Annotated in this window: 21 protein-coding genes; 18 read left to right on the plus strand and 3 right to left on the minus strand. The window is 56.9% G+C overall.

The genetic code is table 11. The features are described from left to right. The first annotated feature begins 23 nt into the window (after positions 1 to 23). The 10 genes from LA5095_RS15760 (at position 24) to LA5095_RS15805 (ending at position 10,848) form a co-directional block, all read left to right on the plus strand. Positions 24 to 956, plus strand: a complete 933-nt coding sequence (locus LA5095_RS15760; RefSeq protein ID WP_306360548.1) for a pseudouridine-5'-phosphate glycosidase — start codon at positions 24 to 26, stop codon at positions 954 to 956. Between the two features lie 279 nt (positions 957 to 1,235). After that, complete coding sequence (locus LA5095_RS15765; RefSeq protein ID WP_055116464.1) at positions 1,236 to 2,441, plus strand: hypothetical protein; 1,206 nt, start codon at positions 1,236 to 1,238, stop codon at positions 2,439 to 2,441. A 63-nt stretch (positions 2,442 to 2,504) separates the two neighbouring features. Beyond that, on the plus strand, positions 2,505 to 3,440 hold the full coding sequence (locus LA5095_RS15770) for a DUF6384 family protein (RefSeq protein ID WP_055116466.1): 936 nt from the start codon (positions 2,505 to 2,507) through the stop codon (positions 3,438 to 3,440). Positions 3,441 to 3,477: 37 nt separating this feature from the next. Beyond that, positions 3,478 to 4,932, plus strand: coding sequence for a coiled-coil domain-containing protein (locus LA5095_RS15775; protein WP_055116468.1), 1,455 nt, complete (start codon positions 3,478 to 3,480; stop codon positions 4,930 to 4,932). A 166-nt stretch (positions 4,933 to 5,098) separates the two neighbouring features. Next, a complete protein-coding gene (locus LA5095_RS15780) occupies positions 5,099 to 5,593 on the plus strand; it encodes a hypothetical protein (protein ID WP_055116470.1) in 495 nt (164 codons plus the stop codon). Positions 5,594 to 5,753: 160 nt separating this feature from the next. Beyond that, positions 5,754 to 6,692: a hypothetical protein gene (locus LA5095_RS15785; RefSeq protein WP_055116472.1), complete on the plus strand. Its 939-nt coding sequence runs from the start codon at positions 5,754 to 5,756 to the stop codon at positions 6,690 to 6,692. Next, complete coding sequence (locus LA5095_RS15790; protein WP_055116474.1) at positions 6,689 to 7,570, plus strand: HesA/MoeB/ThiF family protein; 882 nt, start codon at positions 6,689 to 6,691, stop codon at positions 7,568 to 7,570. The genes LA5095_RS15785 and LA5095_RS15790 overlap by 4 nt, the downstream gene beginning before the upstream one ends. Further along, entirely contained in the window at positions 7,563 to 8,768 is a 1,206-nt protein-coding gene (locus LA5095_RS15795) for a hypothetical protein (RefSeq protein ID WP_055116476.1), read from the plus strand. Before LA5095_RS15790 ends, LA5095_RS15795 begins: the two co-directional genes overlap by 8 nt. Then, a complete protein-coding gene (locus LA5095_RS15800; RefSeq protein ID WP_055116478.1) occupies positions 8,768 to 9,877 on the plus strand; it encodes a GNAT family N-acetyltransferase in 1,110 nt (369 codons plus the stop codon). Before LA5095_RS15795 ends, LA5095_RS15800 begins: the two co-directional genes overlap by 1 nt. Next, positions 9,874 to 10,848 carry a nitroreductase family protein gene (locus LA5095_RS15805; RefSeq protein ID WP_055116479.1) on the plus strand — a complete coding sequence of 325 codons (975 nt, stop codon included), beginning with the start codon at positions 9,874 to 9,876 and terminating at the stop codon, positions 10,846 to 10,848. Before LA5095_RS15800 ends, LA5095_RS15805 begins: the two co-directional genes overlap by 4 nt. Here the strand turns inward: LA5095_RS15805 and LA5095_RS15810 are convergent. Next, complete coding sequence (locus LA5095_RS15810; RefSeq protein ID WP_055116482.1) at positions 10,835 to 12,499, minus strand: c-type cytochrome; 1,665 nt, start codon at positions 12,497 to 12,499, stop codon at positions 10,835 to 10,837. The genes LA5095_RS15805 and LA5095_RS15810 overlap by 14 nt on opposite strands. Positions 12,500 to 13,033: 534 nt before the next feature. Next, entirely contained in the window at positions 13,034 to 13,462 is a 429-nt protein-coding gene (locus tag LA5095_RS15820; protein ID WP_055116485.1) for a VOC family protein, read from the minus strand. Between the two features lie 123 nt (positions 13,463 to 13,585). Between LA5095_RS15820 and LA5095_RS15825 the strand changes: the two genes are divergently transcribed. Further along, a complete protein-coding gene (locus LA5095_RS15825; protein WP_055116487.1) occupies positions 13,586 to 14,179 on the plus strand; it encodes a TetR/AcrR family transcriptional regulator in 594 nt (197 codons plus the stop codon). 298 nt (positions 14,180 to 14,477) lie between these two features. Next, positions 14,478 to 15,188: a DUF1287 domain-containing protein gene (locus LA5095_RS15830; RefSeq protein ID WP_082442459.1), complete on the plus strand. Its 711-nt coding sequence runs from the start codon at positions 14,478 to 14,480 to the stop codon at positions 15,186 to 15,188. 394 nt (positions 15,189 to 15,582) lie between these two features. Here the strand turns inward: LA5095_RS15830 and LA5095_RS15835 are convergent, their stop codons facing one another. Continuing rightward, a complete protein-coding gene (locus tag LA5095_RS15835) occupies positions 15,583 to 16,431 on the minus strand; it encodes a helix-turn-helix domain-containing protein (RefSeq protein ID WP_055116489.1) in 849 nt (282 codons plus the stop codon). 140 nt (positions 16,432 to 16,571) lie between these two features. Between LA5095_RS15835 and LA5095_RS15840 the strand changes: the two genes are divergently transcribed. The 6 genes from LA5095_RS15840 to LA5095_RS15865 are packed head-to-tail and all read left to right on the plus strand — an operon-like array spanning position 16,572 to position 22,499. Further along, a complete protein-coding gene (locus LA5095_RS15840; protein ID WP_104702129.1) occupies positions 16,572 to 18,044 on the plus strand; it encodes an NAD-dependent succinate-semialdehyde dehydrogenase in 1,473 nt (490 codons plus the stop codon). Further along, a complete protein-coding gene (locus LA5095_RS15845; RefSeq protein WP_055116493.1) occupies positions 18,041 to 18,358 on the plus strand; it encodes an NIPSNAP family protein in 318 nt (105 codons plus the stop codon). The genes LA5095_RS15840 and LA5095_RS15845 overlap by 4 nt, the downstream gene beginning before the upstream one ends. Before the next feature lie 19 nt (positions 18,359 to 18,377). Continuing rightward, entirely contained in the window at positions 18,378 to 19,007 is a 630-nt protein-coding gene (locus tag LA5095_RS15850) for a hypothetical protein (RefSeq protein ID WP_055116495.1), read from the plus strand. 20 nt (positions 19,008 to 19,027) lie between these two features. Beyond that, positions 19,028 to 20,698 (plus strand): thiamine pyrophosphate-binding protein, encoded by a 1,671-nt coding sequence (locus LA5095_RS15855; protein WP_055116970.1) that lies wholly within the window; start codon positions 19,028 to 19,030, stop codon positions 20,696 to 20,698. A 28-nt stretch (positions 20,699 to 20,726) separates the two neighbouring features. Further along, positions 20,727 to 21,479, plus strand: a complete 753-nt coding sequence (locus tag LA5095_RS15860; RefSeq protein ID WP_055116497.1) for an SDR family NAD(P)-dependent oxidoreductase — start codon at positions 20,727 to 20,729, stop codon at positions 21,477 to 21,479. A 30-nt stretch (positions 21,480 to 21,509) separates the two neighbouring features. Beyond that, positions 21,510 to 22,499: a TRAP transporter substrate-binding protein gene (locus LA5095_RS15865; protein ID WP_055116499.1), complete on the plus strand. Its 990-nt coding sequence runs from the start codon at positions 21,510 to 21,512 to the stop codon at positions 22,497 to 22,499. Positions 22,500 to 22,509: the final 10 nt, after the last annotated feature.

Here is a 22,509-nt window from a genome sequence, read left to right on the forward strand (position 1 = left end):
CTCAACAACAAAGGCCTCACAACGTGACCCAACCTTCCAACGCCGCCGCCGTCCAAACGTTGATTGTCTATAGCGAAGAAGCCAGCGAGGCCCTTGCATCGGCCAAACCCGTTGTTGCGCTGGAATCGACAATCATCACCCACGGCATGCCGTTTCCCCGCAACGTCGAAACCGCGCGGCAGGTTGAGGCCGATATTCGCGCGGAAGGCGCCGTACCCGCGACAATCGCCATCATGGACGGCAAGCTTCACGTTGGCCTGAGTGATGCGGATCTCGACCGTCTCGCACAGGCGGAAGACGTCATGAAGTGTTCACGGGCAGACATGACTTTTGCTTTGGCGACAGGCCGTTTTGGCGCTACGACCGTTGCAGCCACGATGATGGCCGCGCACCTCGCCGGCGTAAAGGTTTTTGCAACCGGCGGCATCGGCGGCGTTCACAAGGGCGCCGAAGAGACCTTTGATGTTTCTGCCGATCTCGACGAACTTGCACGGACGCCTGTTTGCGTTGTCAGTGCAGGAGCAAAAGCGCTGCTCGACATTCCGAAAACACTCGAGGTACTGGAGACCAAGGGCGTTCCTGTGATCGCCTATGGAACAGAAGAGCTTCCGGCTTTCTGGTCACGCGACAGTGGACTTGTCGCTCCCTATTCACTGAACTCGGCAAGTGAAATCGGCCGGCTTTTGAATACGCGCGCCAAATTCACTGATCACGGCGGCGTGCTCATAGCCAATCCGGTCCCAGAAGCTGACGAGATCCCGCGCGATGAAATGTCCGGGTACATTGATGCAGCAATCAAAAAGGCCGAAAGAGAAAAAATCAGGGGCAAGGACGTCACTCCCTTTGTCCTCGGTGCAATTCTTGAGCTGACCGATGGCAGGAGCCTCGACACCAACATCGCCCTGGTGCGCAACAACGCGCGGCTGGCGGCAAAGATCGCTGCCAAACTTGGTTGAAATCCAACCCGGTTTCACAATCGGAGCAGCAGAGACACCTGATCCCTTTTGACAATCCCGGTCGTTCGATATGACGCCGTCGCAATTGTCGCCTGTGGGTTGTGTGCGCGCAGATTGTGACCGGCGGCAAAATTCCTGGCAACCGACGCTAAGCCGTTGACAGAGCGGCGTTAGCCTGCCCTTACTTGCAGCATATGATTGTCAACGGGACGGCAGGGCGAACCTCAGGGAATGTGCCCTCACCATTTGTAAAAGCCGTTTCGCACAGGAGGCTCGAAAATGACTGACGCGTCAACACCGGAAACCACCGGAACGGCAGCAACGCCGGCGGGAAGCTTCTCGCCGCTTCAGTATCTCGATCGCGCATTGTCGACACTGCGCGATATTGGAATTACGCCGGAATCTGAAGCGGACGCACCTATCAACGCGCTTCTTGAACAGATTTCGGAGCTGTCTCCCGACAAGGTGCTGGTCATCTCGCGCACGCTCAGCCAGGCTTCCAATTTCAACGAGGTTGTCCGCACGCAGGTCCAGCAGATGGATATCGGTGAGCGATACGAGGAAATCACCAACGCCTTCAATTCCATCAGGGACGACGCCAAGTCGCTGGTGGATCAGCTGGCAGACGGCAAGATCTCCTTCACGGAAAACCTGTCGAACAAATGGCGCGACATGCGCCGGGGCACCATCTCTGACCGGTTTCAGGATATTCGCGGGACGTACAAGGAAGTCGCCCTTGCGACCAAGGACCAGATCGAGCGCGAGCAGACAATCCTGGACTCTTATCGCGACTTTCGCGGCGCCCTGAAACAGGCCGAGGTGACAGCACTGGAGTTGCTGAACATGGCAACCGAAAAGCTGAATGGCAAAAAACTCGCGCTGGAAGCCGCCTCCAAGGAAGTGGAAGGCTATGCCGGTGACGATCCGGCGCAAAAGGCACGGCTGGAGCTCACCCGCGACGAACGCATGCGCGAGATGCAAGACGAGGAGAAACGCTATCAGATTGCCAAGGACCTATCCGACAACCTGACCATAGGCTACAACACCTCGGAAGTGATCATGGCGCGTCTTGTGCAGACCACCAACGCCAAGGAACGTGTTTACGCGCAGTCCGTCAGTTTCTTTTCGACAAACGAATCCGTCCTGACAGCTCTCAACGCGTCCTTTACGGGATTGCAGGGCCTGCACGAGTCCACCGAAACCTTGAATGCCATGAAGGAAGGTATCAACAAGAGCCTCGAAACTCTGGCTGAAATCGGCGACGCCGTGCAAAAAGAAGCCCTTAAGGCAGGCTATGGCCCGACCGTCGCCGCAGCATCAGTGAAAAAACTGGTCGATTCCGTGGTGAATTTCCAGGTCCAGTCCCGCGAGATCATTTCCGAAATGCGGGACATGTCGACCAAGAATTCCGAGGAAATTCGCAACGCGGTCGAAGAAGGCAAGCGCCGGCTGGCAAAACTGACTGCACAGGGTCAGGGTCTCTGATCACGAAAGACTTTATCGGGCCGGCAAGAGGTCGGCCCGACCGATGCAAGAAGACAGGTATTGATGGCAAGCAGGACTGACAAATCCGACGCGCCTCTCGACGATCTGATGATGGTGATGGACGTGGTGGATACGCTGCGTCACGAAGAAGGCCAGGTTGCGCGGGAGCTGAAGACGGATGAGCGTGACGCCGCGATGGTTGAACGGCTGCGTCATGTGTATGCCTCGCAAGGTATCGAGGTCCCCGAGCACATCCTGAAAGCCGGTGTCGAGGACCTCAAGCGCGATCGCTTTGTCTATTCGCCGCCCAAGACCGGATTTCAGCGCACGCTGGCGATGATCTACATTTCCAGAGGGACCTGGTCCAAGTGGCTTGCGGCGGCCGCCGCCGTGCTTTTTGTGGTTATCGCCGCCTGGTATTTCCTCGTCATAATGCCACAGCAACGCGCCGAAGCGGAGCTGACCGCGCGGCTTGAAGCTCTTCCTGCGACGTTCACCGAACTCGTGGAGCGCGTCGAGACGCTGACCGAAAATACCGAGGTTGAAGCCGAGGCAAACTCGCTTGCTGCAGATGGCCGCCTTGCGCTGGAGGACGGCAAAAACGAAGCGGCCTTCAAGGCGGAAGCGGATCTGCGCCAACTCGCCGGGCGGCTTCAACAGGTGTTTGAGGTCCAGATCGTCTCGCGCGAGGGTGAACCGACCGGCCTCACACGTATACCGGAAGCCAATCCGAACAGCGAGAATTTCTACATTGTCGTGGAAGCCATCGATCCGGACGGAAATGTTCTCAAGCAGACGATCCAGTCTGAAGAAACGGGCAAGTCCGAATCCGTTGACAAATGGGGGCAACGGGTATCGGAGGCGATCTATGACGCTGTACGGCGCGACAAGATCGAAGACGGCATCGTTCAAAAGGGAGTTCTCGGTCAAAAACGGCGTGGCGAACTCGATGTCAAATGGCGCAGCGGTGTTCAGGGCGGAGCGATTACGACATGGTAGCGCAGGTTAAGCCGTCATTCTCGCCGGAGGACATCTCATGTTGACGGGACGGCAAACACTCGGAACGATTGAGCAGTCCATGGCAGATCTCCGCCGGGAAGAAGCAGAGCTGAGCAAGCGCATCGAACGTTCGACGCGTTCGGTGACGGACCTGCAGGAACGGCAAAGCGAGGCTTATCGCGACCTCGCCCGATTTCGTCTGGACACTGATGCGGCCGGAACACTTAACACGCGCCTCGACAGTGCTGCTCGTGAGGCAAGACGCCTGCTCGACAAGCGCAGCGACGATTACAAGGTTCTGAGCGAACAGCTTCGCCAGTCTGAATCCGAACGGAACCAGAAGCACAAGCAGCGCCAGGAGCTGGACACGTCGCGCGACACGGCAGAAAACCAGATGGATGACCTGATGGAAACGGTCGACGGTCGCCTGGAAAACGACAGCGCTTACCTGGCTCAGCGCGAAACCGCAGAACAGGCAAATGCGACCGCCGAGGCTGCGGCTGAAAAAGCGCGTACCGCCCAGCAGGACCAGGAACAGAAGGGCAAAGCCTATGATGCCGATCCGCTATTTGTCTATCTGTGGCAGCGTGGTTACGGGACGCCTGACTACAATTACAGGGGACTGACCAGGTCACTTGACCGTTGGGTTGCCGGACTGATCCGCTATGATGATGCACGGGCAAACTACGCCATGCTGACAGGCATTCCCGACCGCATGGCAAGACATGCCGAACGTTGCGCCGAGATTGCCGCGCAGGAAGAAGAAAAGCTTGCCGAATTCAGTCGCAATGCCATGAATGATGCTGCGGGCACGGATCTCGTCGGATCGATCGAAGGCTATAGTGACGAGATCGAGCAGATCGACACGGACCTTGAAAAACTTGACAGTCAGATTGAAACACTCGCTGGCGCACTCGCGGAATTCTCCAGCGGCGAGGATTCCGATTTTCAGAAGGCCGAGGGGTTTTTGTCGGAATCCCTGAAAGCCGACGATCTCAATGACCTGTGGCGAGCCGCAATGGACACCCCCTCTCCGGAGGACGAAAAGATCGTCCAGCGCATAGAGGACTTCAGGGAGCGCGTCGAGCAGGTTGCCCGGGAAATCCGGCAGGACCGCGAACTGCAGCGTGACATCAGTCGCCGGAGAGCAGAACTCGCCGATGTCATCAAGCGCTTTCGATCGAAAGACTACGGTAGTTGGGAATCGACATTTTCCGATGACAAGCTCACGACGGTTCTGCTCGGCGAACTTGTCAAGGGCGCCATCACGGGCGCCGACTACTGGGCGCGAGCGGAACGATCTCATCGTCGCCGGAAACCGCGCGGCCGCAAGGTTGCCTTTCCCAATGGTTCCGGATTGCCGAAGTCCATGGGTGGTTTCGGACGCTCGGGTCGCCGGTCTTCGGGATCTGGTGGACAATTCGGCGGTGGAGGCTTCAAGGGAGGTGGCAGTTTTGGCGGCGGCGGCTTCAAAACGGGCGACCAGTTTTAGTTGGAAATCTGCCCGGTCTTTGCCACAAGGTTTCGTTAGCACTCTTGTAGAAGACTTGAGACATGGGACAGGAAGAGATTCTGACTTGTTGTGTCTGAGGTTGGACCTGGACTAAAACACGGTAAATACCGGACCTTTGAAACCCCTTTGGACTGTGGACCACCCGATGCGACATACAGTAATCTTCAGCATTTGCGCCCTAACCCTTGCTGCATGCCAGTCCGGTTCGAACCGGTCGGCCTCTCTCGGTGATCAGCCGAGACTGGATGTTCCCGCAGGGGCCCAGAGCGTGAACATTGCGGCGGACCCGGTTACCGTTCGCAGTGCCCTGGTCTCCAGCGCAAAGGAAAGAGGAACGGTGGTGCTGCAGGATCAGCCCAACATGATTGTTCTGGAACGTCCGATGGCCGGCGAGAACCCCGCTCTGGATTCAGAATTCGGACCTTCCGACAACGGCGACAGGGTGATCCGTATCCGTGTGCGTTTCACCGGAAACCAGTGCCAGACCCTCGCGGTACAGGATCTTGCCGTAATCAACAACGTGCGCACCGCGCTGGAACAGAGTTTCGTCCTGCCGGGCAATCCAAACACGATGCAAAGCCTTCAGGGCCTCAAGTCGAGAGCCGAACAGAGTAGTTCGTGCCCGCCTGTCGCTTCCTGACAGTCCGGCTGAACACACGGCAGTTCTTGGCATCTTCATTGAATTTTCAGATCTTGCGGTCCATCTGACTGAAGGTGCAACTGGTCCGGTACGATGGTAACGGGATAACAGGCTTGCCTGAGCGTTTCGCGACGTACAGGGCAGCCATGAGAGATTGCTGATGAGGCTGATCGCCAAAGCTGTCAGTAAGGACTATCTCGATGTGTCGTTCCAGAGCGGCACCAATACCGTTGAAATCGTCGAACGTCCGGGCCGCTGGATGACCGCTGACCGTCTGGAGAAACTCCGGTCTGACCTGACCGGGATCGCAACGGCAACACTTGAAACCGGGGCACTCCACTACGGAGTGTTGTCAGGCAACCGGGAGCGCCTGGAAAATGCGATCGTAACGCTGGTAAGGCGAACCAGCGACGGCAAACCCGTTGCATTCAATGCACTTTCATTGATGGACTGCAATCTGTCAGCCTCAAGGTGCCGGATAATTCACCTTGGTCTGGTCATGATAGATCCGCAGGAACGTCAGAAGGGGCTTTCCTGGATCCTCTACGGACTGACGTGTCTCCTGCTCTTCATACGTGGTGGCTTGCGGCCGCTTTATGTCTCCAATGTCACGCAGGTCCCGGCAGTGGTCGGCATGGTTTGCGAGACGTTTTCCGAAGTGTGCCCAAGCCCAGAAGAACCGGAACCGAGTGACTTCCGAAAAATCCTGATTGCGCGCGAAATCATGCAGAACCATCGTCATGTGTTTGGCGTGGGCGCTGACGCGGATTTCGACGAAAAGCGATTTGTCATTCGCAATGCCTATACCGGTGGATCTGACGACCTGAAAAAAACAATCGAACAAACCACCAGGCATCGTGACGAAAAATACAACACCTGGTGTCGAAACGAACTCAACTACGATCGTGGAGACGATGTCTTGCAGATTGGTCTGATCGATCTGGCAGCAGCTCAGCGGTACGTAGCGCGCGCGGTTCCCAGAGGATCTTTGATGCAGCTGGCGGCGCTGGGCACTTTGGTATTTGCGCGGCGTGTATTTCTTCCCGCGGCGCACTGGTTCAATTCAGAAAAAGACTACGGTCTACTGCGGGCACGATGACATTCACCTACTCGGAATTCACCACACGGAACATCGGATTTGTCACCGAAGCCGAACAGCAGATGTTGAAACAGGCCTGCGTATTCGTGTGCGGGACAGGCGGAATGGGTGGAGCTGCGATCCAGTCGATCATTCGGGCAGGTGTCGGTAACCTAATCCTCGCGGACCTTGACTCCTTCGAGACGTCAAACCTCAACCGCCAGGTCTTCGCCAATCTCGATCACCTGGACCGGGACAAGGCCGAAGCAACAAGGGCCCAGTGCCTCAACATCAATCCCGATGCCAATATCGACGTCTACGACCAGACCTGGACTCAAAGCGCCACCGAGCTTGTCTCGAAGGCTGACGTGGTCATCAACGGTACCGATGATCTTGCAGCCACGCTCCTGCTCTATCGCACGTCACGAGAACTTGGCCGTGCCGTCATAGATGCTTACGCTTCCCCGCTTCCATCGATCTATGTAACCCGTCCCGGAAGACCGATGCCGGAGGAGCGTCTTGGTTATCCGACAATCGGAACCGACTGGAATGCGCTTACGAAAGACCAGTGCGATGCGTCATTCTTCGCTGAAGCCGTCTATGTCATGCTGAACTCTTCATCCAGGCACCATATCGATCTGGATCTTGCAGCCGATGTCGCTGCCGGCAGGCGAAGCCGGATGTCATTTGCACCCATGGTGATCAGCACGGGGACACTGATGGCATATGAAACGCTGGGCCTGGTGCTTGGCAGGACGAGCAATACCGACGAGAACGGCTGGTTCCTCAACCCCTATACGGCCAGAATCGAACGTCCGCTCCCTCGCCTCCTGTCCGGAATGTTGAGGCCGTTCGTGCGGCGAAAGCTGACGGGCATGGTTGAGGCAGCCGATGGGTGAATCGCAACTGGTCACAGACCTCACGGTCACCCTGTCGGCCGTCGTCGGTCTGTTGGTTGTTCGCTGGCAGATCGATCCGGCCAGTGGTGGTGTTGCCGGCAGGTTCCGTTTTGCGCTGCTTGTGGTCGCTGTCTTTTATTTCGTGCGCGCTGCCGACTGGCTGACAGACTTCGGTCTTTTCAGAACGGCAACCTTCGTTGCGGCGGCCGTCATACCGTTCGCCGCGTTATTGCTGACGGAGGGTTTCCTGCGCCGTCACGCACCACGTTTCGTGAAACTGGTCGTTGCCGCCGGAATGATAGCCACGGGGTGCGCCGCGGTGCTTTTACCCGGCTCAGTCGCGTCCTCTCCAGGTTTTCTGCTTCTCCTGGCCGCGTACCAGTTGATGTCTTTCACCTTGATATTCGTGATGCTTCTGACGCGAGACAGATCCAGCCTGACTGCAACTGAAAATACGGCGATCAACAGATTTGCCATTGCGATCCCGATCGTGATGATCCTGCTGTTGTCGGACTACGATCTGCTGCCACCGGAAAACCTGCCCTATCTGTCCGGACTTGGGGCGCTGACGATCGCCTGGGTCACCGTGACGCTGGAAGCCAGGATAGCCAGTGCCGCACGCGTGTTTTCTGCTGTCGCCTCGATTGCCTTCATAGGCTGCCTTGCCTCCTGGCTTGTCAAACTGCAGACGGGTCTGTCTCCCGAAGAGACACTTGAGACTTCGGCGATTGTCGTTTCGCTTATGCTTGTCCTGGTCCTCGGCCTTTCGTCCGCAGCCATTCGTCGCGACCGCCGTCAAACATCCCTCCTTGCCGCCATGCGACATGCAAAACGTCTCGACGACTACCTGGCCGCTCTCGACAACAACGGCTTGACGGCCGGTTATACAATTCTGCGAACAAACGAACTTCAGGACTATGACGGCGATCTAATGGTGCAGGTGCTTAAACCGACGGGATCCCAGAACATGTCCGATCTTCCGAAAAACCGCTCTCTGGACACGGCAGCACAAAGCCAGATCAGGGAATTGATCGCGCGCACCGGTGGAAACGAGGTTTTGCTCGTGGCTGAAGAACCGCTGATGGTCGCAGTCGGGTCCCCTGCCGGTTTTTCAGCAACTTCAAGCAGCAGCCTGCGCTCCGCTTTCGGCTTTGCACGGGTGATCGCGGAACGCGACATGGTCCGGAGGGGAACCTGATGACAATCCGTATCGAGACCGGCAATTTCGACGCCTTCTTCCAAGCACCCTTCAATGCTTATGGACCCGACAGTCTTTATGTGTCTCCTCTGCGCGCGGATCTCCTTCGCTTCGTCTCACACGACAAGAACCCGTTGTTTTCCGGTCCTGACGACATTTCGATCTTCACAGCCTTTCAAGGCGAGAAACCCGTCGGCCGTCTCACTGCACATGTCCACAACGCGTCCAACAAGAAGTTCGACTGGCGGCGCGCCTATTTCGGCTTTTTCGATTGCACAGATGACGGGGTCGCTGCCAGCGCCCTGCTGGCCGCTGCCGAAACCTGGGCACACACCCGCGGGTTGGACGAGATTGTCGGAAACATCAACCTGACAGCGATGCAGCAGATTGGTGTCGTTACGGACGGGTTCGAAAACGCACCTTACACGGACCAGGTCTGGAACCCTCCCCACATACCGCGGCTATTGGAAGAAAACGGATATGCGCGTGACTTTCCAATGGCAACTTTCGAAGTTGATCTGACGTCGTGCGCACCTCCGGCAATCGGACCGAAACAACAGCAGGTACTTGACGATCCGGACTTTGCTTTTGCCCGGATTTCACGCTGGAATGTCCGCGAACGGATGGAACAGGCGCGGCTCCTGCTGAACTCGGCCTTTGCGCAAAATCCGATGTTCGTCCCGGTCAGTGCCGACGAATACAGTTTTCAGGCCAAGGATATGGTCTGGATAATAGACCCGCGAATTTCCGCACTCCTGACTTACAAAGGCGACCCGGTGGCGACCATCTTGTGCATCCCGGATCTCAACCCCGTTCTGAAAAAGATCCGGTCACGCCCAGGGCTCACGATGCCGTGGCATTTTCTCCGGCACAGGTTTGCCAACAAGCGCGCCGTGCTGATCTATTCAGCGGTCCGCGCGGACATGCAGGGCAAGGGCATCAATCCCGTTGTTCTGCGGCATGTGATCCTGGCGATGAAGAAGGCCGGTTACAAGACACTCGGCAACACCTGGATCGCTGACGTCAACGCCGCGAGCCTGGCCCAGAAGACGAAGGCCGGTGCCCACATGCTTCACCGCGCGCACCTCTACCGGAAGGCGCTGACGTGACCCCCGAAATTCTCGAAAAGATAGCAGCGGAAGCCAATCTCGCTCCCTCGGCGCACAACACCCAGCCGACCCGCTGGGCGATGGACGGTCAAAATGCCATTGTTTTGTCCCTCGACCCCGCCCGTCTGCTCCCTGTGGGTGACTCGGAAAACAAGGATGCACGATTGAGTGGCGGTGCCGCACTTTACGGAACGATGCTTGCCCTTGCCCGCCATGGCCACGGCGTGTCGGGCTGGGAAATTTCTGACGACATCGCCCGCCTCGCCATCGCCGGTCCACCCGGACCTGTCCAACCGATCGAAACACTGAAAAGACGGACCACGTTCCGCGCAGGGTTCGCACAGGCCAGCCTGGAGCTGCGCAAGTCACTCAGTGATATGTGTGCCGGCCGTTCCGACACGGCGCTCACGCAGGACGCCCACCGGATTGCGATGCTCTCGGAATTGAACGACCAGGCAAGCCTCAATGTCATGCGCTCTCCGTCATTTCGTAAGGAGTTGGTAGACTGGATGCGGCTTCGCGCTTCGGACCCGCGCTGGGCCCTTGATGGTCTTTCCGCTGAATCTCTGGCGTTGTCAGGCCTCGAAGCGCGTATGGCAGGAATTGCGCTTGGACGTCCGGTGTTTGAAATTCTCGACCGGCTTGGGTTCGGCAAGGCGATCGTTTCAGAACACGGCAAAACCGTCACGGCTACCGGGCTCGTCGCCTTTCACCGTCCGGCAGAAGAAGATCGCTGGACAAGCGGCGGCAAATTCTATGAATTCTGGCTCGCGTTGACCGCCGCCGGATTCGCGGCCTGGCCCATGGCCGTCCTCGCCGACGATCCCACGGCACGGCGGGAGGTGATGAAACTGTTTGAGCTCGCCGAGGAGCGCGAACTGATTACGGTCTTGCGTGTCGGACCCCACCCTGGAAACAGGCAGCCGGAAAAAGCCAGACTGCCAGCCGACCAACTCGTCACAAAAGCTTGAGATATTCCAGAAGTGCCGCCTTGTCGTCCTCGGACAGGGAAGAGAACGGACGCTCGTGACCCTCGTTCCCCAGGCCATACTGACTGACGTCGATTTCTGCCGAAAGCGCCCAGGGTTCATAATCAGGCGGCGGCATCCAGCCTCCTTGCGCATCGTCCGATCCGCGGAGCCCCACCCGTGTCATGTCAAGCGCATGGCCGCCGACGACAAAACGTTCAGGCCGCTTGTCCGGACGCATGAGGTGCCACAGTGTCGGAACACTGCCGTTGTGAAGATAGGGAGCGCTGGCCCAGATACCGGTCAGCGGCGGCGCCGCGTAGGCGCCGGTGCTTCTTGCACTGATATAGCGCCCGAAATGACCGGAATTGACGGCGGCAGCGACGTTTTCACCGGTCAATTCCAGACGGCGCCGATCGGTTCCGATATCTCCCTGCCAGTTTGGAAATGCGACCAACTCCGGTTTGGTGAGATTCTGGTTGTATACGCCGTGGCATTGACTGCAGTTGTCGGCATAAACAGACCGTCCATCGGTTAGAAGATGTCGGTTGATCTTTCCAGGAAATCTCTGAGGCTCATAGTCTTGAAGCCAACGCAGTACCGCTTCAGCATCCGCAATATGGGCCTCGGCTACTTCAGCGCTTACCCCCATACTCGGAACCGTGAAATAGGCGACGATGGATGCCATTTCCTTCAGATGGTTTTCATCGAGATCCTTCGGAACGGTTTCCGAGAGGGGATCAACGCCCGGTGGCACGTAGGAGCCGGTGTTGAGGAAGCTGCGCCGCCAGAGCCTCCCACCAAGCTCGGGAACCGAATTGAAGACGCTCTTGTCGACAACGGTACCCTCGGGAATAAGCCCCAGCCGGTTGCGCAATGCATCGAGACCGTTTGTTGCACCGGGTAACCCGGCCACGAACGGAACAAGTCGACCAATAGTCCTGTTCCTTTCGTCCATTTCCTGTTGAAGCATTGGCAATATCGCGAAACGAAGCGTTTGCCGTTCACTCCAGCCTGTCTCCGGAAACAGGATCTCGACAGTCTCAAACAGCTTTGCATCGTCATGTCCGTAAGTCCGGAACGCTGAATGGAGCGCAGCGGTATAGGCTTCCAGATTGATCGAACTGTTTGGCATGCCCAACCAGATTCTTGTCGTATCCGGTGTGCCGTCCTCCCGGTAGGTCACGGCCGAATGGCAGGCTGCGCAACCGGTGTTTCCAATGGTCACGGCAATCGGCAGGAGTGCATGCTTCGCAAGACCGGTATTGATCCCGACCGGTTTCGAGAGATCCGGCCTGGCAAGTGTCGGCGGCCAGTTGGCGATCTGCGTCGGACTGTGAAATCCGAACCCGCGATAGATCGCGGCAATATCAATTTGCTTCAATGCTGCAACGTCGCCGGCGGTTTCCTGGAGCGCCAACGCTGAAACTGCAAGTTTCCAGGGTGCCGCCGACGTTCGCAGCGTGTCCGAACTCAGACCGCCGAAGTCGCCGAAACCGAACAGAGCAATACCCTCTTCTGTCCCGGACATCGCGCCGGTTTCAAACCGTGTCAGCGACGCCGATGATGTTTTGAGTTTCGTGGGATCACTGATCCAGACAAAAACTGCCAAGGCAATGAGCATCAGCAGCAAAGCTGTCCCAATTCGCTTCATGTGCCCCTCATCATCCAATCCAAAGCGTGTCCTGCCTCTGCCGGTTGGCCGCACTTCATGTGGCCATTTGGTTCAGGATTGCAATTTCCGGCAGCGCTGTCCTGAACTTGAAACCGACCGCATCGCCACAAGCGAAGGATGATCAGACAGCAAGATAAGTAAACATTTTCAGAAGCTTGAGACGTTTTACTTCTGCGCAGGAACATCCATCTTTATATACGAAGGCCGATTTTCTGCCTCGAACATTGGGTTTCTTTCTTCCCCGGGCAAATGCCGCGTCGAGTTGGTTTCGTCTGAATTGCCTGAAACGCCAGGATGAAGCAATCGCGGTATCAGGTACCCGACATGTAACGGATCGCCGACAGCTTCACAGGGCTGCGCATTGCACCTGCGGCCGGCGGCTGTTCCTGCAGTCGCGCGCATGTTCCGATCCACAGATGTTCCAAAACTGGGAACCGGATTGCCGAAAGCGGCAATCCGAGAGAAGACTTGAGTGTCTCGCTGCCGAAAAAAACGTTCTTCTGCTTCAGTCGGTCACGCCGGGACCGCGTCCGGCGAATACTGCGCGAGAAACTCAGCGCTAGGCGGAATGGGCGTGATCACGTCGATCAGGACACCATTTGGATCTTGCGTGATGAAATGGCGCTGGCCGAAAGGTTCGTCCTTCAAGGCCAGAAGAATGGGTAACCCCTTTTCCTTGAGCCGGTCGTATATCGGGTCCACGTTTTCGACTTCGAAATTCAGCAGCAAGCCTCCTGTGCAATTGCCGCGACCCGGCTCGGGAATGGTCGGGTGATCCTTGTCGAGAATGGCCAGGTTGATTTTTTCGTCCTCTTCCGACTGCAGGTGAATGTACCAGTCCGCCTCAAAGGCTGCCTTGAATTTGAAATGATCGCGGTAAAACCGGGCCGTCCCGGCAACATCGTCTGTCATCAGAACCGGGTAGTACTGGGTGGCTTTCATGGCATTTCTCCCTTTGTTCGTGAGTCGCATTCAAATCCCGGCATTGGAACGCCGGGGCTTTTCAGGCGCTCTAAAAAAACATACAGTTTGTATGTAACTCGAATTAACATACAGGCTGCATGTATGCAAGATGCAAAACCACGCCGAAAACAGGCCGAGCGCAGGGCGGAGACCAGACGTGCCCTTCTGGGCGCCGCCAGGAAACTGATCGTTGCCAAGGGCTACGCCGAGACAGGAACGCCGGAAATCGTGAAAGATGCGGACGTGACGAGAGGTGCGCTCTATCACCACTTTTCCGACAAGGCAGACCTGATGCGCGCGCTTGTGCACCAGGAGGCAGCCGCTGTTGCATCGGAAATCAACGCGGATACGAGTACGGATCAATCCCCGCTTGATGCATTCATGGCAGGAGCAAAGGCCTATTTTTCGGCAATGTCGGCGCCGGGCCGGGCAAGGATCCTGCTGTTGGAAGGGCCCGCAGTGCTTGGCCTGGGCGAAATGGCTGAAATAGACCGGGAAACCGGCGGCGCGACCCTGCTCGAGGGGCTTCGCCACGCAGCTGCCCAGGGTGCCATAGGAGACATTCCCCTGGAGCCGCTAGCAGACCTGCTCTCGTCAGCGTTTGACCGGGCGGCTTTGGCGATTGCAAACGGAGGAGACAGCGAGGCTTACGAACAGGCAACCAAGAAACTGCTGGCAGGAATTTTGAAAGCATGAGGAAACCTGGCCCTCGCTTCGCTCACATCGAGCCTAGATGCCATGTCAGCAAGACTTGCAATGCCGTTTCTGCTGTTTCAAGTAACGTTTCTCCTTTGACGTCTCCATCGGCGACTTTATTGCTTGGGTGGCAATGCAAAAACTGAACGGGTCATACGCCTGAATGGTCCGGATCGAAGGAGCCGGAACAACTTATATCGTCAGAAAGCTTCGCCTGAGAAACAAAACCGGCCCCTGCCCCATTCCTGACTCAGAATCCGCATATTCAGGTCAGCGGGCGAGAAACTATGGATGGCGGATGAAGCGGCGTGAATTTCTGATCGGGGCAGGTATTGCCGCAGGCAGCGGCCTGACTGCAGCTGCGATGATACCCGGCAAACTCGAAGCCGGATTGCAACTTGCGCAAAACGCGATTGAAAGTCACGACGAGCCACTGGTCAGGATTACTTTTCAACGGGATCTTGAGCAGGCCGAGCCCTGGGCGGAAAAACTGATAACAGCCGCCGAAGACCAGATCGGGGTAACGCTGATCTACGACCCGGCTTATGTTGGACTGGGTTTTCCCAATGGTGACCTGCCGCGCGAACGTGGCGTTTGCACCGACGTCATCGTCCGGGCCTATCGCGATGCCTTCGGTTTCGACCTTCAAAAAGAGGTCAATCGCGATATGAAATCGCACTTCAGGGCCTATCCGAAGATATGGGGCCTCAGGCGACCGGATCGGAACATCGATCACAGACGGGTCCCGAACCTGCAGACCTTTTTCAAAAGACAGGACGCTGCGCTCCCGGTCAGCAACCGCGCGTCAGACTATCTGCCCGGAGACGTTGTCTCGCAGATGCTGCCTGGCAATCTGCCGCATATTGCCATCGTCTCGCACTACCGCTCACAGGATGGCAATCGTCCGCTTGTCATACACAACATCGGTGCCGGTACCCGCCTGGAAGACAGGTTGCTCGAATTCCCGATCACCGGCCGTTACCGTTTCAAGCCGGGTGTCAGCAGCTGAGTCTCACTCTGATTTCCATATGAGGTGTGCCATCTGGTCGTCCGGCAGCTAAAATCCGCGGTCAACGAAGGCGCTGCCAGATAGTACGCGCGAATTGGCTGACAACGAACCCCGCGCGTCCATTGGTCTTGATGACAGCTTCTCGTCCTCAAGTTGATCATTTGGCTGCTGAGGTTCGAACACAGATCCGGACATTCATTGCTTGACGAACGAACGATCGGGTTTTGGACAACTCAGCCGTTCTTGTTGTTCAACGCAATTGCCACTCTTAGAGCATTCGGCGTTTTGCCCTGATGAAACCACTGAATTGAAAACTTGAGACAAAGCGACAAGACTGCGCGCAAATCAGTGATTGCGCTGCATGTCCAGTCAGTCTGGATCTTGCCGGAAGGCATTACCTCAAGACGCGTCCGATTTCGATATGCCCCATTCGAAAGCTGTTCGGCGACACGCCCGTTTTGGATTTGAAGAACCTTGTGAAATGCCCTTGAGCAGAAAACCCCAACAGTTCGGATATTTCCGCAATCGTAATGGCAGGGTCACTAAGAAGGTGCGATGCGCGTTCGCAGCACAGGGTATCCAGATAAGTTCGTGGCGACAGGCCAGTGCATTGGCGAAAGCGTGCATAAAACTGTGACCGCGACAATCCCACATCCCGTGCTACATCGTTCAGGTCCAGTTCCTTGGAAGGTTCCTGGCGAAATGCCTTTACCGCTCTTCGAATTCGGTGGTCGCTTACAAACAGGCAGTTTGTGCTCTGCTCCGACACAGCGTCGGTTTTCGAACATTGGAGCACTGACCAGACCAGGTCACGAAGCAATGTGTCGAACTGCTCTTCATCGCTATGCATGTCCATCATCTGATCCGCAAGTTTCACGGCCTGCTCCTGCAAGCGGGAACTCACTGTCGCCGTTGATTTCGCGAAAGGAAGGTTCTTGAAGCCGGCAAGTATCTGATTGCCGTTCTCTCCGAACCACAGCGTGTCGATGTAGAGCGCCAAGAGAACCGTCGGCTCTACACCCGTAGACCGCTGATTGGAATGAACGACCCAGGGATTGACCAGCACCATTTGGGTATCGGTTAGCCGCGCGCCTTTACCGTCGACGCTGTAGACCGTGTCGGGCCCTGTAAGTTTGATGAGCGCATGAACCTGGGAATGGGCGTGATCCAGAACCGGCTCCGTTGCGGACAGCAAGGCGACGCGCCCAAACGCTCCTACAGCGATCCCAAGTGCGTCAGCCACGGCATCCCTTCGGCATTTGCCTCAATTAATCGGACAAAAAGGTAAATAGCACGAAACCGTGGCAAAGACCACTGAGCAGGAGCGTGCCATCCTGAGGTCAATGAAATCGTGCTTCGCCACCAGCAAAGACAGGGAAAGTTATCTTGGCCCAATTGCCTGATTTTTTGAAAACCGAGAGTTATGTAGGTGGACAGTGGGTCAAGGCTGAATCAGGTGAACGCCTTGAAGTCAATGACCCTGCAACCGGCGAGACATTGGCAACGGTGCCGCGGATGGGCGCGGTGGAAACAACTCATGCGATTGCCGAGGCACAAAAGGCGTTTGAAGGTTGGAGCAACAGGACGGCGGCGGACAGGGCAACTGTACTTCTTGCCTGGGCTGCTGCGATGCGATCCAATGCAGCAGCGCTTGCAAGTCTGCTGACGCTCGAACAGGGCAAGCCATTCAGTGAATCTCTGGTTGAAATCGAGTATGCGGCCAGCTTCTTTAGCTGGTTTGCCGAAGAAGGCCGCAGACTTTACGGAGATATCATCCCCCCGCACCGTGCCGACGCACGCATACTGGTCACCCGGAATGCACTCGGCGTTGTTGGTGGAATAACACCCTGGAATTTTCCATCGGCAATGGTGACGCGTAAAGCAGCACCCGCATTGGCCGCCGGCAACTGCATGGTGCTGAAACCGGCCGAAGCGACACCGCTATCGGCGCTTGCAATCGCCGCGTTGGCCGAACAGTCAGGTGTCCCTGCCGGCGTATTCAATGTTGTCACCGGTGGCCGGGAGGAAGCGCCGCATATCGGCAGGGCGTTGATCGACAGCCCGCACGTGCGCAAGATCGGGTTCACCGGGTCGACGGCCGTCGGCAAACAGTTGATGCGCGACTGCGCAGGCGATTTGACAAAGGTGAGCCTCGAACTGGGTGGCAACGCTGCATTCATTGTATTCGATGATGCCGATATTGATGCGGCTCTCGACGGCGCACAAATCTGCAAGTTCCGCAATTCCGGTCAGACCTGCATCGCGGCAAACCGCATCTACGTTCAAGAAAGTATTCACGACAGATTTGTAGAGGCTCTGTGTGAAAGGGCTCAACAGATCCAGGTGGGTCATGGCCTCGAAAGAGGCGTGAGCCAGGGCCCCTTGATCGACCACCGTGGATTGGAAAAGGTGGAACGCCTGGTCGCGGATGCGACGGGCAAAGGGGCAAAAATTCGCATTGGTGGTCAGCGACATGCGGTTGGCGGAACATTTTACCAGCCGACGGTCATGACAGGCGTCACACCCGCAATGGATATCGCTCACGAAGAGGTTTTTGGTCCGGTTGCAACGATCACAAGCTTTCGCAAGGAACAGGACGCGGTCGAGATGGCGAACAACACGCCATACGGCCTGGCCGGATACTTTTACAGCCGTGATGTAGGACGAATTTTCCGCGTAGCAGATGCCCTCAAAACGGGCATTGTCGGTGTCAACACCGGGCTGATTTCCACCGAGGTGGCGCCTTTCGGCGGTGTGAAGGAAAGCGGCATCGGACGAGAAGGGTCTAAATACGGCATCGAAGACTGGACCGAGCTGAAATACATCTGCCTGGCCGGGCTGGGAGCTGCGTCATGATCGTCGAAGAGCGCATCTACACCCTGCACGTTGGAAAGGTTCCTGAATATCTGAAGCTTTACGAAGCCGAGGGTCTGGCCGTTCAGACCCGGATACTGGGAAATCTTCTTGGATACTACCAGGTCGAATTCGGCCCCCAGAACCAGATCGTGCACATGTGGTCCTATGCCGATTTTGCTGATCGTCAGACCCGTCGCAAGGAACTGGTCCGCGATCCCGAATGGACAAGTTACGTCAAGAAAATCCGGCCGTTGGTCAGGCATCAGGAAAACAAGCTGCTGCTGCCTGCACCGTTCATGCAGACACGAGACTAGCGTTCGAGGGAAAGCCACGATGGAATTGCACTTGTTTGAAGACAATCTCTCGAACGGTCAAACCGTTGCGTTCGGCAACACATGCTCAAGGGCGATCTATGTGACCGCCGGTGAAGTCACGGTCGAAGGCAACAGCTATGGCCTTGATGAGGGGTTCGTTGCCAGCGGGCCGGTTACACTGGTCGCGGGAACGGAAGGCGCATCGCTTTGGCGTTGGGACCTTTCCGATGCGCCACCTACCGCCCGTCCCCAGCACACGACGAAGAAACTTTCCGGCGAAGTCCCGGCGCAATTGGCAAGGGCAGGAAATTTTCTGCGGCTTGACAGCGTAACATTTCCACCTTCGGGCACGGCGCTGCTGCACACTCATCAAGGTCCGGGTATCCGCTGTCTGCGCGAGGGAGGCATCAGGATTGACACCGGTGGTAAGTCGACCTCCTTCGGACCTGGCGGCGCCTGGTTTGAAAGTGGCCCTCTTCCCGTATTTGCTCAGGCTGATCACGCAATCCAGAGCCGGTTCATCCGGGCGATGATTCTGCCTGACGAGTTGCGCGGAAAATCCTCCATTCACTACGAAAATGAAGAAGATCGGACAAAACCCAAGTCCCAAAGCTATCGCAATTTCGGTGAAACAGGACTGTTGCTGTGAACAAGATGCTCCAGACAAGGTTGCTTACCGGAGCACAATGTCTTGTGGACTGTCTGCTTCAACAAGAAGTTGACCAGTGTTTTCTGGTTCCCGGCGAAAGCTACCTGGCCGTGCTCGATGCACTGACCGATGCCCCTCAAATCGACATCACCGTTTGCCGTCAGGAAGGCGGCGCGGCAATGATGGCCGAAGCCTTCGGGAAACTGACAGGCCGGCCCGGCATCTGCATGGTCACACGGGGACCGGGCGCAACCAACGCAAGTGCCGGGCTGCACATTGCCCGTCAGGATGCGACGCCTATGATCCTGTTGGTAGGACAAGTTGCGCGCGACATGCGCGAACGCGAAGCATTTCAGGAAATCGACTATCGCCGGATGTTCGGCCAGGTTGCCAAATGGGTCGCGGAAGTGGACAGCCCCCACAGAATTGCCGAGATGGTGTCGCGCGCCTTTCACGTTGCCATGTCCGGACGCCCCGGACCGGTGGTTCTGGCGCTTCCCGAAGACATGTTGGTCGAGACAACGGATGTGATCCCGCCGAAATTGGCCGTTGCCCGGCCAGCCAAAGCTGCTCCGACCGATACAGACGTCCAGAACACTCTCAACGCACTGGTGACAGCCTCAAACCCGATGATCATTGTCGGAGGGGGAGCATGGTCGGAGAGCGCGCGGCAGAACCTTCAGAACTTCGCAGCCAAATGGGATGTTCCGGTTGCCGCTTCGTTTCGATGTCAGGATTTTTTCGACAATACACACTCCTGCTACGCAGGCGATGCCGGCATCGGGATCAACCCGGGTCTTGCCGCACGGATAAGCGCGGCCGACGTTCTGGTCCTGCTGGGCACTCGGTTCAGCGAGATGGAATCCGGCGGCTACCGACTTGTCAATATTCCCAAACCTGCTCAAAAACTCATCCACGTTTACCCGGATCCGGAAGAGATCGGGCGGGTTTACGCGCCCGACATAGGCATTGCCGCACCTGCAGCAGAAACTATCGCGGTACTGAACAACCAGGCCCCTCCGGTGGAGGGATCACCTGAAAGGCGAGCCCATGTCGCACATTGCAATGCAGACTATCGCGCATGGTCGACGCTGCCCGTGGGTCGTGGGAAACTGGCCATGGCCGATGTCATGCGTCACCTGAAAAACGTTCTGCCGGATGATGCCATCGTGACCAATGGTGCCGGAAACTACACCGTATGGCTGCATCGATACCTGAAGTATCGCCAATACCGAACCCAACTCGCACCGATCTCCGGGTCGATGGGATACGGACTGCCCGCCGCCGTGGCTGCTGCCAGAGCCCATCCTGGACGGCAGGTCGTGTGCTTCGCAGGTGACGGATGTTTCTTGATGCACGGACAGGAATTGGCAACCGCCGTGAAGTATCGCGCCAATCTGAAAGTGATCGTCGTCAACAATGGAATGTACGGTACGATCCGCATGCACCAGGAACGGAGCTATCCGGGCCGGGTCAGTGCGACGGATCTGGTGAACCCCGATTTTGCAATGTTGGCAAAGTCCTACGGGTGTCACGGCGAAACAGTGACGCGCACTGAACAGTTTGCGGCAGCTTGGGAGCGTGCTTGTGACTATCCCGGGCCAAGCCTGATTGAGCTTCAGGTAGATCCTGAACTGATCACTCCGACACAAACCATCGAAGACTTGCGGCGCGCCTCGCCAGGCCAGTAAACGCCTCAAGTCTTACGGGAGAAGAGCAATGGATGAAAAGAATGTTGTCATCGTGACCGGTGGAGCCATGGGTATTGGACGCGCCATCGCCGACCGGTTTGCCAGGGATGGTTCTGCCGTCGTGATTGCCGATGTTTCGGGAGCGAGTGAAGCGGCTGCGGAAATCTCAGCAACAGGCGCAGCCGCGATAGGTGTCTTTTGTGACATATCCGATCCGGCTTCATGCAACGAGATGGTCGCTGAAGCCCTGAAAGCCTTCGGACAGATCGACACGCTGGTGAACAATGCCGGTCTCTATTCCACGCTGAAGCTTACGGAATTCACCGACATATCGCCTGAAGAATGGCAACGGGTGTTGAACGTCAATGTCATGGGTCAGGCGTTTGTTACTGCCGCGGTGTTGCCGGCGATGAAGGCACAGGGCGCTGGAGTGATTGTCAACATGTCTTCGGGCACCCCCTTCAAGGGTGTGCCCTACCTGCTGCACTACGTCGCCAGCAAAGGCGCGATCAACGCCATGACCAAGGCCTTGGCCAAGGAACTTGGTGCAGACGGTATTCGCGTCAATGGTGTCGCTCCTGGCTTTACAATGTCCGACGGTGTCAAGGCGAACCCGGATCAGATCACAAAACTTCAGGAAATCTCGCAAAAGGCACGGGTAATTGCGCGCGACCAACTGCCTGAAGACGTCGTTGGTGCTGTGGCGTTTCTCGCTTCGCAGGACTCCGCCTTCATGACCGGCCAGACGCTGGTCGTCGATGGCGGAGCATATTTTCACTGACAAGAACCAAACCAAAAGGGGAGAAATCAAATGGACCGTCGTACCTTTCTGAAGACCACTTCACTTACAGCCGCAATGCTTGCCGCACCGGGCATCGCCAGCGCTGCCGCGGAAAAAACACTCCGCATCGGCACGATCACGCCTGGCAGCCACTTCTGGACACAGACCATGGACCGGGTCGGGGCGTCGATGGCGGAAAAGAGCGGCGGCAAGTTCGACACTCAGGTATTCCCGTCGGGCCAGCTGGGCAACGAGGCAACCATGATCCAGCAGCTCCAGTCCGGTGGTTTGGACATGGGCTTCCTGACGGTGGCGGAGTTCTCAAACCGTCTTGATGACATGGCAGCCCTATTCACACCTTATCTGGTGCAAAATGTCAGCCAGGCGTCCAAGCTGCTGACCGGTCCCACGGCAACGGGAATGCTTGAACAGTATTCAACATTGGGCATGAAGGGTCTTGGTTTCGGACTGGGTGGCATGCGTCACCTGATATCGCGCGAGCCGGGATTGTCGTCGGCTGACCTGGCCGGACGCAAGTATCGCATCACGCCATTTGCACCGCTGCGGGACTTCTATGAGCTGATGGATGTAGCCCCCACACCGGTGCCCCTACCCGGTCTGTTTGATGCGCTCGCAAATGGCCAGGTCGATGGCGCTGATATCGATCTGGAGTTGGCCTGGAAGCTCAAGCTTTATGACCAGGCGCCCAACCTGACGATCACAAGCCAGATGATGTTCCCGGTGGTTGCCGTGGTTTCCGGCCGGTATTGGGCTGCTCTGAGCGACGACGAAAAGCAGATGCTGTCGCAATCTGTCTCCGAGCAGATCGATTGGCTCTTCGCCCAATATGTCGAGTTCGAGCCGAAATGGCTGAATGATCTCAAAGGTACCGGGATCAATGTTGTCGATGCAGAGCCAGGTTTCTTCGGGGACACGATTTCCGAATGGAAGAGCATCTGGGAACCAAAGGCACCGTCCATCGCAGCATTGCAAAAGGAAGCAAAGATGCTTGCGGGTTAAGTCAGACGCC

Source organism: Roseibium album, from assembly GCF_001404515.1.
Taxonomy (GTDB): Bacteria; Pseudomonadota; Alphaproteobacteria; order Rhizobiales; family Stappiaceae; genus Roseibium; species Roseibium album.